This is a genomic window from Natronorubrum halalkaliphilum (assembly GCF_009834785.1).
Lineage (GTDB): Archaea > Halobacteriota > Halobacteria > Halobacteriales > Natrialbaceae > Natronorubrum > Natronorubrum halalkaliphilum.
Genome location: NZ_WUYX01000048.1, coordinates 1 through 1,102 on the forward strand (window position 1 = coordinate 1; position 1,102 = coordinate 1,102).

General features: G+C 56.1%; 1 rRNA gene. It reads left to right on the top strand.

What is annotated here, in order from left to right:
• A 23S ribosomal RNA gene (locus GS429_RS21925) occupies positions 1–1,102 on the top strand; the annotation flags it as partial.

Genomic DNA, 1,102 nt, shown 5'->3' on the forward strand with positions numbered 1-1,102 from the left:
CAGTATGAGACGAGTCAGCTCCAGAGTATCGGGGGTTGGATATCCCTCGTGAATATTGCAGGCATCGACTGCAAAGACTAAACACTCCTCAAGACCGATAGCGAACAAGTAGCGTGAGCGAACGCTGAAAAGCACCCCACAAAGGGAGGTGCAATAGGGCGTGAAATCAGTTGGCGATAGAGCGACAGGGCACACAAGGTCCCGTATCAAATGAATCAGGCGCGAGCCTGTAGTAAGCCATACGGGAAGCCGGTGTTCTGTCGTACGTTTTGAAAAACGAACCAGGGAGTGTGCCTGTTTGACGAGTCTAACCTGATCATCAGGGAAGGCGTAGGGAAACCAATATGGCCGCAGTGCTTTGCACGAGGGCCACCGTGTTCAAGCGCGGGGAGTCAAACGGGCACAACCCGAAACCGGACGATCTAGGCGTGGACAAGGTGAAGCGTGCCGAAAGGCACGTGGAAGCCTGTTAGAGTTGGTGTCCTACAATACCCTCTCGTGATCTACGTCTAGGGGTGAAAGGCCCATCGAGTCCGGAAACAGCTGGTTCCAACCGAAACATGTCGAAGCATGACCTCTGCCGAGGTAGTTCATGGGGTAGAGCGACGGATTGGGGGACCGCACTCCGAGAGGAGTGCGCCCCCCTGTCCAACTCCGAACCTATGAACGCCGTTTGACGCAGGGAGTCCGGTGCGCGGGGTAAGCCTGTGTACCGTGAGGGAGACAACCCAGAGCTGGGTTAAGGTCCCCAAGTGTGGACTAAGTGCGATCGAAGGTGGTCTCAAGCCCTAGACAGCCGGGAGGTGAGCTTAGAAGCAGCTACCCTCTAAGAAAAGCGTAACAGCTTACCGGCCGAGGTTTGAGGCGCCCAAAATGATCGGGGCTCAAGTCCACCACCGAGACCTAGCGGCACCTGTCAAAAGGTGATTCCGTAGGTTGGCGTTCTGTTCGGGCGGAAGCACGGCCGAGAGGTCGTGTGGACCGTTCAGTAACGAAAATCCTGGTCATAGTAGCAGCGTTAGTCGGGTTAGACCCCCGACGGCCGAACGAGTAAGGGTTCCTCAGCAATGCTGATCAGCTGAGGGTTAGCCGGTCCTAAGTC